Genomic DNA, 10,337 nt, shown 5'->3' with positions numbered 1-10,337 from the left:
CAACTTTATACGTCTGGTGATGATGGCGGAGGGGACCCACTCGTTCCCATCCCGAACACGACCGTTAAGCCCTCCAGCGCCGATGGTACTATAGATTAATCTATGGGAGAGTAGGACGTCGCCAGGCTCATGTATATAAAAAAGAGCACCTTATTTATAAGGTGCTCTTTTTTATGTTAATACTTTTAATGCTCTCCTAGATTGAATCGCAAATGTAATCGGATTTTCGACAGTTAAGTACGTTAATTCAACGGTCTGCGGATTGGTAAACCATTGAATATGAAGACTGGAAATGATAATTCCTTTTTGTTTTTTGAGGACATTTAAAAACGTACTTACTTCTCTTTTCAATAAATCAATTTGCCCCCAACAAAGTGCATTTGCACTTGCATCCAATGATTCAAACGAAAGGTTTATAAGGCGAGGTGGATTCGTAATGACTTTTTGTCCTTCAATTTTTAAATGAAGATCACGAATCTTAAAAACCTCACAGCTACTTCCAAGAATAAGCACGCTATTTGTTCCCAAGGTCTGTGCAAATGTATCACATAGGATACGAAATTGCGGTGTAGGTTCGGGTTCTGATAAAGATTTTGCAGTGTTTTTTAGACTACTTAATACATTTTTCAGTTTTGTTGCGGTGCGAAGGGGATTTTCTAATACTTGATAATAGACGCGGATAATGCGAGGGTTCAGAAATGGACTAAAGTCAGCAATAGACGATACGGTAATGCCTTGTTTGCTAAGTAAACCAACAACAGAAGTGACTTCGGTTTCTAACAGTGAAAACCAACCTATATTTAATGTTTTATTTTTTAAAGGAGTTGCTTGAAACGTAAAGAGATTATTGAGCGGCTCGGTAGTGGGTCGATTTAATATCGTCGCTGGGAATGTTCTATAATTAACTAAAATGCAATCTAAGTTTTGATTAAATAATGAAGCAATCTCTGCATTCAAGATTTGACTCAGTTCTTCGCATAATGGTGGTGGTATATTCAAGTTTGTACAATCTCCTTTCTCTCATTCCTTCTATCGATTATAGATGGGAAGGTTTGTAAGCGGATTCAATAAGTCCTGCATGTTAATGTATGACGCGCTGGATTGGAGAGTGATGATTATCGGGTGGAAATTCTCTTCTATTGCTAAGAAAGAGATATCGCACAATTTACTTGTACAATATTTCTGGTTTATAGTTATGTGTATAACAAAAGCACTCCAACTCTTAAATAATCAAAACAGGAGTGGAGGCGGTTACATAATAGTAAGCATGAGCAGAATGGAGTGGTTAAGAGATGAAGTTAATTGAACAGGATGAAGTTAGTAGTCTGCTATCCATGGCAAAATGTATAGACATCATGGAAGCAACTTTAGCCGACTTAGCAACAGGGAAAGCCAAACAGTCCTTGCGATCTGTTTTTCCGATTGATGATCGCAATGTATTGGGGATGATGCCGGGTTTACTTATAGATGAAAACATAGTAGGAACAAAAATGATTACCGTTTTTCCTGAAAACCATGAACAAGGGTTGCCCTCACATCAAGGTTTTGTTTTTCTATTTGATGCGCAAACAGGCAAACCGCTCGCAATGGTCGATGCTGAAGAAATCACGACAATCCGTACTGCTGCCGTAAGCGCAGTTGCTACACATTATCTAGCAGATAAATCGGCCAGTGTTCTAACGGTACTCGGGACCGGTTTACAAGCGAGAAGTCATATTGATGCCATGTTACAAGTTCGACCGATTACAGACATACATCTATGGGGACGTTCTAAAGATCATGCCGATCACTTGCAAAAAGAGCTACAGGAAAAATATGAGCTACCTATCTATGTACATGAAACGGTACAAAGTGCGGTGCAACATGCTGACATCATATGTACGGTTACGGCGTCAATTGATCCAATTCTAAGAGGAGAGTGGATCAAGTCGGGAGCGCATATCAATGCGGTAGGTGCATGTCGAGCAAGCGATCGGGAATTGGATTCCGCACTGGTGAAACAGTCTCAGCTGTTTGTTGACCGAATAGAATCTGCTGTTCATGAAGCAGGAGATTATTTGATTCCGTTAGAAGAGGGAGAGATCTCAGCCGATCATATTTTAGGAGAATTAGGAGATCTTATTGTTGGGAAAGTACAAGGAAGAAAAACAAAAGAAGAGATTACCTTATTTAAATCGCTAGGACTCGCGATTGAAGATGTAGCTGTTGCTCATTTTATTTATAAACAATCGAAACAAGGTGGTTGAAAGAATGAATAAAGATAGCGAATGGTTTGATTTTGGACTCGATAAACAAGCTGAAGAAAGAGCCAAAATGCTTCATGAGAATAGTACGATTATTGATTTGTTATTTCAGGGACCCTTATCTCCTAGAGCTATTCCAGACGAGGTCTCAGCGGAATTAAAACAAGCCTATGAGCCCTATCGCAATGACCCTCACACATATAGCAGCTTACCTCGAAAAGGGTTATTGGATAAAGCACTAAAAGGTGGGCTCCCTCAATTTAAAGAAGAATGGTATCAATCTGGTATTACTGCGGGAAATCGTCAGTTAAGCTTGACGAATCATGAAAGTATCATCAAAAGCATGGCGGAAGTTCAAGTTCAATTTGACACTTTTGATTGGCTCATGAAAGTAAAGACAGCACAAGACATCCGATACGCCAAAGAGAACGGCTTAAAAGCAGGAATTATTACCTCGCAAGAGAGTGTAGGGTTGCAAAGGGATCTTACTTTACTCGATGCTTTGTATGATTTTGGCTTGCGTGTCCTGCAACTTACCTATAATAGACAAGATTATGTAGGTGCCGGGTGTGCGGAGAAATCGAATGCAGGTTTAACCAATTTTGGTATAGATCTTATTGCGCACTTGAATCAACGTGGCATACTCATTGATACCAGCCACTGTGGCAAACAAACCACACTTGATGCGTGTCATTACTCCAATAAACCGGTTATTGCTTCTCATACAGGAGTTGAGAACATTTATCCACATATGCGCTGTAAAAGTGATGAAGAGTTCAAAGCCATTGCAGAAACAGGTGGAGTAATCGGTGTATTTGCGATGCCTTGGTTTATTCATGAGGAACCGAATCATACTACGATTGATCATGTACTGGACCATATCGACTACCTAGTAAAATTGGTGGGAGAAGATCATGTGGGAATCGGAACGGATTGGCCGATGAGTGATCTAACGTGGTCACTTGTTTATTTTAAAGAACATATTGCACCGCTATTAGGGTTTGCAAGTGGAGATGGCCCTTCAACCGAACTGGTAAAAGGATTAGAAAAATACAGTTCATTTATAAATATCACCAGGGGACTTGTCAAAAGAGGCTATGGTGATGAGCAGATCCAGAAGATCTTGGGGCTGAACTGGCTAAGCGTTTTTGAAGAGGTTTGTGGATAATAGTAAAGCCTAATGAGAGAAAAGGAGTTTGATTATCATTCGTACAGATCTAAAACATCTCCCCTTTCACTACTACTATGCGGGCGTTTACCAAGGGGAAATTCATTTTACAGAAGAGCGAATTATGCACGCGATCGTGGAACCACGCCAGCGGACACAAATGAACGAAAATGTATTATCGGAAGGTTTATCGTCTAATCTTCCGTTTAAGCAAATCCATGAACATCTGGATCTATTTGCAAATGCCAAGTGGAAGGGAGAACGAGTTGTTTTACCCAACGGGCTCCAGTATGAAAGGTACAAGCCCTATCAAGCTGTGATAAAAGGTAAAAAACAAGAAGGCATTGTTTGGGCGTTACGCAACGAAACAGCACTTGATGTGATCACAGTAGAAGGAATTCTCGTGGCATTTATTTGTCCGCACCGGCATGGAATGGAAGTACTGGTTCAACCGGGTTATGAAGATCTGACACCGCTTGTGGCTTATCGGAACCCGCAGCTTTCGCAACCTGAATATGGTGTAAACGACATGGGTACCTACATGGTTCCGATGAAGGATGGAACGCGATTGGCTACTGACGTGTATTTGCCAGAAGGGAAGACCGGAATAGAAGCTTTTCCTACGATTCTTGTCCGCACATGTTATGACCGCAACAATAAAAAAGGTTTTCTCATGCATTGGGTTAATAAAGGGTATGCCGTTGTCAATCAAGATGTAAGAGGACGAGCAGATTCTGAAGGTGAGCTTGTTCCATTTTATTACGAGCGCGATGATGGTAAAGAGACGATCGATTGGATTGTAGCTCAATCGTGGTCAAATGGAGATGTAGGAATATGGGGGGCTTCGTACTTAGGTTACGTAGCCATAGCGGCAGCAACAAGTGGTCATCCTAACTTAAAAGCAGTTGTAGATGAAGTGAATGTCGGATCACCCTTTACGGATACCGTTCGTAGAGGTGGAGCGGTTTGTTCATGGCCTCTTTTAAGCTGGACACTTGCGCAATCGGTAGGAAATCGGACTGACTTTAGTATTTTTGCAGGGGAATCGGTAGATGTGGAAACCGTAGTAGATGCTAGACCCATACGAGAGATTCCACAACAGGTGATTGGTAAACGATCGGGGCCTTGGGACTTGTGGAGTCAGCATCCCGAATACGATGACTTCTGGAGAAACTGTACGCTGACAGAGAGAGGAGATCAGATACAAGCACCCGTTTTTGTAATCTCGGGTTGGTATGATGGAGATGGGCCAGGTGTATCCGAGACTTGGAGAATGCTTACTGAACACGATGTACCACATCGCAAGATTTGGCTAGGACCATGGGAACACAATCCCAATCGAGCACGTGATTTTAGGGGAACCCGTTTCAGTCATGATGCTGTTGTCTATGATTATGATATAAAGGTCATGAGCTGGTTTGATCGTTTCTTAAAAGGGATGGAAAATGGAATTGAACAAGAGACAAGAGCCACGTATTATGTGGTGGGAAATAATGAATGGCGAACATCAGAAGATTGGACGCCAGCGGAAGCGACCATAACTCCTTTCTATCTTGGTGGAGATGGGCATGCAAATTCCAGTTTTGGCGACGGGCTATTACATTATCAGCCCATTGAACGCGCAAAAACGGATACGTTCGTTTATAATCCCAAATATCCGGTGGCATATAGTGGTGAGCGAGAGCCGGAGAATATGGCACAGCATGAATTACGGGAAGATATACTCGTCTATACGAGTGAAAAATTGGAAGAAGATATGATTGTAGCGGGTGAATTATCTGCTGAAATCTATGCGGCAAGTACTGCTACAGACACAGATTGGGTTGTGACATTGACCGATGTGGATGAGGATGGCAACTCCCTTCGACTTTCAGACTATATTGTGCGTGCAAAATATCGAAAAGGGTTGGATCAAGCAGCGCTCCTCACCCCCAATCAAGTGGAACGTTACGATATTTATATGCAAAATATCGCCCATACCTTTCGGAAAGGGCATCGTCTTCGTTTTACGATTACGTCTTCTAATAAATTTGTTGTTTTTCCGAATTCCAATACGGGCGAAAACCCCTATGATGAGCAAGAAGCAATGATTGCAAAGCAAACCGTATATCACAGTCCAAAGTACCCCAGCCATATTCGGGTACCGGTTATAAACAAGAGATAAATAAAATCGAACAAGGGATATTTCGTTGTACGGAATATCCCTTGTCAACGGACGATCCTCCTATCCGTTTAGCTTTAGCTTTCTTCAAATCTACCCAGTGTCTTGGAGCCGTTTCGGGGAACAAAAATGTTGAACTTTCGCTTTGGAGCAGCCACTTGTGTAATACAAAAACGAAGGGAGTTGTCATTTTGAGTGCTTTCCGTGACCAATTTACCAGAAACAGTGGGGACATTAAAGAATTCAAGGTTATAAGCTTCACCTGTATTGGTATCGTGAAGAGAAGGTGAACCATTTTTGGCCGTTTCAAATCGAATGACACGATTGTTATCCGTTAATCGCCCTGTAATATTGTTTACACTTGGATCATTGGTGATATTGTTATTACTAGTGAAAGAATAGCGAACTTTGGCTATGGTAAAAGCGATAACAAGTGGGCCGCCCGTAGAAGCAACAGGACCGCTTCCTTCTTCGAAAAATAAACTCCCGGTTTCGAATTTGTTGTACGTCCATGCTTCCATTTCCTTGCGTACTCCCTTTAAAGGGTACCGAGGGAGAAAAAAAGAAGACTTCTGCCACTTTTTATATGGTTCTACGAAATGAAAGAAGGGATATCATTTCGTTTTGTAGCTCTAATACTCTATGAATATCAAATTATAGATGTGAAAAAAATATGCGTTATCTTATACTGATAGATAAATTGTTTTTATTTTTACACCATGTTTTGAATCAAAATCAGCAGTTCGTGTGAATAGGGATGTTTTACGGTAAAACGAATATGATAGAAACAAAGAGGGGGGAGGACAATGAGCTGGGTTTATGTTGTAAATGAGATTGATGGGACCGTATCGGTCATTGATACAAAAACGCATTCAGTCATCGCTACAGTAGATGTGGGTAGCGATCCAAGTGCAATTGTCGTAGCACCAGATGGACAGCTTGTATATGTTATGAGTGGTACTGGTAGGATAGCGGTGATTGATGTGAAAACACATTCAGTCATCGCTACGGTTGAAGTTGGTGCGGGCCCAATAGCGCTTGCGATAGCACCAGATGGACGGTTTGTATATGTGGCCAATACAGCGAATAATACGGTATCGGTCATTAATGGTAAGAATCATTCTGTGATGGCTACGGTTGACGTTGGTAATCTTCCAGCAGCCCTTGCGATAACACCAGATGGACAGTTTGTTTATGTGGTGAATGGAGGTGATCATACTGTCTCGGTAATCAATTGTAAGCATTATACCGTAATGGCTACGGTAGATGTTGGTGAAGACCCCATAGCGCTTGCAATAACACCAGATGGACAATTTGCATATGTAGTCAATTTTAATGCGATTAACATTATAGGATCTATAACGGTTATTGACATCAAAACACATGCTGTCATTTCGACTGTCCGAGTAGGTGGCTTTCCAATAGAGGTGTCGATCGCACCCCATGTACAATTGGCTTATATTGTGAATAATGATGATGGAACTGTAACGATTATTGATATGAAGCAAAATTTAATCCTATCTACGATTGCGGTTGACCTTACGGTTGATGCTTTATCAACCGCTCCGGATGGACAATTTGTTTATATTTTGAGTCAGAAGGATTTACCTGGCTTTAAATCAGTTCTATCGATTATTGGTAGCAAGAATCATGCTGTGATGGCTAGAATTGAAGTAGGTGACAATGCAATGGCGCTTGCGATAACACCAGATGGACAGCTTATTTATGTCGTAAATGAAGGTGATGGAACCGTATCGGTCATTGATAGCAAAAGTTATTTAACCATTGCCACAATTGATGTGGGGACTGCTCCAAGTGCGATTGCAATCATCTAGACTCACTTTTTTCATTTGCAAGAAAAAAACATTGACGTCTACAAGTGTGTGGTATAAAGTTGCATCAAGTAAACATTATTGCTCAAAACCACATTAAAGGGGCGTTGCTTGATGGTCTCGAATCATTTGTCAGCGTATAAAAGTGCTTTCGATAATTGGGAAAAACAATCCGCTGTTCGTGCTAAGCCGAACCGCTTTGTGGAAGGAAAGTATGGGGGTGAGTATTTTTTTTCACCGGAATTGGTTCCCATTTGTGAACACGCACATGTTCAAAGTCGAGATCCTCAAGTTCGTAAAAATCTGATTATCCGACATTTATACACACATTTGACTTTTACCGAACATCTGGAACACGAAATCGTAAACCAAATGACGTTTAAAATTGGTAAAAATCAGTTAGGCTTAGAGCTCCCTATTTCCATGCGTATGGATGCATGGAAAATTTATGTGGATGAAGCCTATCACTTCAAGTTTTCTGCTGATTTATTACATAAAGTGCAGGCGCTGACACGTATTCAAATCACAGAAAATCAAAAACCGCAATTTTTAAATCACTTACAAAACGTATTAACTGATCAATCCCAACAAACGAAGGCGCTTATCCGATTATTCTTCACGATTGTCTCGGAAACATTGATTTCTGGAACGCTCTTAAAAGTTCCACATGACCAAAGGGTAGTGCCCATTGTGCGAGAGATTATAAAAGATCATGCAGAAGATGAAGTGAAGCATCACGCTTATTTTGCAAGCCTACTGAAAGAGGTTTGGCCGCAGTTGTCCGCGCATCAGCAGAAAGAGATGGGCTTGTTGCTTCCTGATTTGATTTTTGGATTCTTAACGCCAGACTTGGGGGCATTAAACCATGATTTGCTTGCAGAAGGTTTTTCAGAAAAAGAGTGTGCTGAAATGATCGAAGATACGTATCGCAAAAATCGTGTGGATGAAGAAATCCGTCGTGCTGCTAAAGTGACGATTAATCACTTTTATCAGAGTGATGTCATGAAAAACCCATATATTTTAGAAGCATTTATGCAAAGCGGCTTGATTAAGGCGTAAGGAAAGGATGCGGATGATGGACTTAGAATCTGATATTCGAATGAATTTACAAAACATTCAAGAGCGTATTCAGCGTGCTTGTTTACAAGTCGGCCGTGACCCTGCTGAAATTCGTTTATTACTTGCAACCAAGACGGTACCACTTTCGAAAATCGATATTGCGATTCAAGAAGGGTATGCACTTCTTGGTGAAAATAAAGTACAAGAAGCATTAGCTAAATTTGGCTCACGACTAGATGATGCTCACATAGAGAGACATTTTATTGGACATGTGCAAACCAATAAAGTGAACCAGGTCTTACGCTTTGCAACGTGTATTCAATCGGTTGATCGATTGAAATTAGCACAAAAGCTAGATAATAGGCTTAGGAACGAAGGGCGAACTTTGGACGTATATGTACAAGTCAATACTTCACAGGAAGAAAGTAAGTTTGGTATTACACCTGATCGCGCGCTTTCATTGATGGAGGCCATTAATGGAATGGAAGGATTAAACTTGAAAGGGCTAATGACAATCGGTCTATTTAGCCGAGATGCAGATAAAGTAAGGGCGTGTTTCCAAACGTTACGTATGCTGAAAGATGAAGCTGTTTATGCACATCTACTCGACGAAGAAAATTATGTCTTGTCAATGGGAATGTCACATGATCTGGAGATTGCAATTGAGGAAGGGGCTAACCTGATTCGGGTTGGAACGGCTATTTTTGGAAAAAGAAAATACGATGACACATACTACTGGAATGAAAATCTGGACGTTCAATAGGAGGAAGTATGAGTAAACCCTTACGAATTCATTATGTTCAACACGTTCCCTTTGAAGGACTAGGTGCAATCGAGCATTGGGCGCACGCGTATCAGCATCGACTTAGTTCTACCCCAATGTACGAAACCGTTCATCACTTCCCAAATATAACTGATATCGATTGGTTGATCGTCATGGGTGGACCGATGGGTGTATCCGATGATGCGGTTTATCCATGGTTAAAGGCGGAAAAAGATTTTATACGTAAGGCGATTGATGCGGATAAAAAAGTGCTGGGTATTTGCCTAGGCTCACAGTTGATCGCAGACGTGTTAGGTGCAAAAGTCTATCGAGGAAAGGAGAAGGAAATCGGTTGGTTTCCGATTATACAGACGCAAGAAGCGATACAAGATCCTATTTTTAAAGGTCTACCAACAGAGATGAATGTTTTCCATTGGCATGGAGATGTAGCAGAAGTTCCCACAAATGCAGTCTGCTTGGCAACAAGCCCAGGATGTCCAAACCAAATTTTTCGTTATGGCGAGCATGTATGGGGTCTGCAATTTCACTTTGAGATGACGGAAAAGACCATTCAAGCCCTCATAAAAAACTGTGCACAAGACCTAGCTGAGCCAGGTAGATTTATGATGAATGCTATAGAGATTCAGCATCAAGCAAAAAATAATCTTATGGATAATCAAAAATGGCTGTATCACCTTCTTCATCAAATGGCCATACGTTCGTAAAAGAAGATTCGAGTAGGGGGACTGTATGTATTCATGGTATCCCCCTGCTGTAAAAGCAAACCTCGCCCGCTACGGCAATCGATGAGAATTTATGACTCATATATAAGCGTAAAAACGATTAGAAAAACTATTGACATCTATTGGTATGCATGTTAATCTATTAAATGTCGCCGCAAACAAGCGGAAACAATTGAAATGTTCCTTGAAAACTAAAGAGTGACACATGACCTGTTCAATTTTTATATGAGCTTACAAGCTTACCATTATATGGAGAGTTTGATCCTGGCTCAGGACGAACGCTGGCGGTATGCCTAATACATGCAAGTCGAGCGGATGAAGTACCTTCGGGTACGGATTTAGCGGCGAACGGGTGAGTAACACGTGGG

Annotated in this window: 9 protein-coding genes and 2 rRNA genes; 9 read left to right on the top strand and 2 right to left on the bottom strand. The window is 41.2% G+C overall.

Going from position 1 to position 10,337, the window contains the following annotated elements:
* Positions 1-12: 12 nt before the first annotated feature.
* A 5S ribosomal RNA gene (gene rrf / locus IC619_RS16315) occupies positions 13-127 on the top strand.
* A gap of 44 nt (positions 128-171) precedes the next feature.
* On the opposite strand, the gene IC619_RS16310 is transcribed toward rrf, so the two are convergent.
* Positions 172-999 carry a DUF1259 domain-containing protein gene (locus tag IC619_RS16310; RefSeq protein ID WP_191141167.1) on the bottom strand — a complete coding sequence of 276 codons (828 nt, stop codon included), beginning with the start codon at positions 997-999 and terminating at the stop codon, positions 172-174.
* Positions 1,000-1,292: 293 nt separating this feature from the next.
* Between IC619_RS16310 and IC619_RS16305 the strand changes: the two genes are divergently transcribed.
* From IC619_RS16305 to IC619_RS16295, 3 genes are read left to right on the top strand one after another with little or no spacing between them, the layout of a single operon-like run.
* Positions 1,293-2,246 (top strand): ornithine cyclodeaminase family protein, encoded by a 954-nt coding sequence (locus IC619_RS16305; protein WP_191141166.1) that lies wholly within the window; start codon positions 1,293-1,295, stop codon positions 2,244-2,246.
* 4 nt (positions 2,247-2,250) lie between these two features.
* Positions 2,251-3,411 carry a dipeptidase gene (locus IC619_RS16300; protein ID WP_191141165.1) on the top strand — a complete coding sequence of 387 codons (1,161 nt, stop codon included), beginning with the start codon at positions 2,251-2,253 and terminating at the stop codon, positions 3,409-3,411.
* A 28-nt stretch (positions 3,412-3,439) separates the two neighbouring features.
* Positions 3,440-5,575: a CocE/NonD family hydrolase gene (locus IC619_RS16295; RefSeq protein ID WP_191141164.1), complete on the top strand. Its 2,136-nt coding sequence runs from the start codon at positions 3,440-3,442 to the stop codon at positions 5,573-5,575.
* A gap of 74 nt (positions 5,576-5,649) precedes the next feature.
* On the opposite strand, the gene IC619_RS16290 is transcribed toward IC619_RS16295, so the two are convergent.
* The gene (locus tag IC619_RS16290) at positions 5,650-6,093 is read right to left on the bottom strand and encodes a hypothetical protein (RefSeq protein WP_191141163.1); all 444 of its coding nucleotides are present in this window, start codon (positions 6,091-6,093) and stop codon (positions 5,650-5,652) included.
* A gap of 285 nt (positions 6,094-6,378) precedes the next feature.
* On the opposite strand from IC619_RS16290, the gene IC619_RS16285 reads away from it, so the two are divergent.
* The 5 genes from IC619_RS16285 to IC619_RS16265 form a co-directional block, all read left to right on the top strand.
* Complete coding sequence (locus IC619_RS16285; RefSeq protein WP_191141162.1) at positions 6,379-7,407, top strand: cytochrome D1 domain-containing protein; 1,029 nt, start codon at positions 6,379-6,381, stop codon at positions 7,405-7,407.
* A 111-nt stretch (positions 7,408-7,518) separates the two neighbouring features.
* Positions 7,519-8,463 (top strand): diiron oxygenase, encoded by a 945-nt coding sequence (locus IC619_RS16280; protein WP_191141161.1) that lies wholly within the window; start codon positions 7,519-7,521, stop codon positions 8,461-8,463.
* A gap of 16 nt (positions 8,464-8,479) precedes the next feature.
* Positions 8,480-9,226 (top strand): YggS family pyridoxal phosphate-dependent enzyme, encoded by a 747-nt coding sequence (locus tag IC619_RS16275; protein WP_191141160.1) that lies wholly within the window; start codon positions 8,480-8,482, stop codon positions 9,224-9,226.
* Positions 9,227-9,234: 8 nt separating this feature from the next.
* The gene (locus tag IC619_RS16270) at positions 9,235-9,951 is read left to right on the top strand and encodes a type 1 glutamine amidotransferase (RefSeq protein WP_191141159.1); all 717 of its coding nucleotides are present in this window, start codon (positions 9,235-9,237) and stop codon (positions 9,949-9,951) included.
* Positions 9,952-10,215: 264 nt separating this feature from the next.
* Positions 10,216-10,337 (top strand): 16S ribosomal RNA (locus IC619_RS16265); the annotation flags it as partial.

Origin of the sequence: Polycladospora coralii (genome assembly GCF_014773435.2) — a bacterium.
GTDB lineage: Bacteria > Bacillota > Bacilli > Thermoactinomycetales > Thermoactinomycetaceae > Polycladospora > Polycladospora coralii.
The sequence above is the reverse complement of the archived record's forward strand: the minus strand, read 5'-3'. Positions and strand labels throughout refer to the sequence as shown.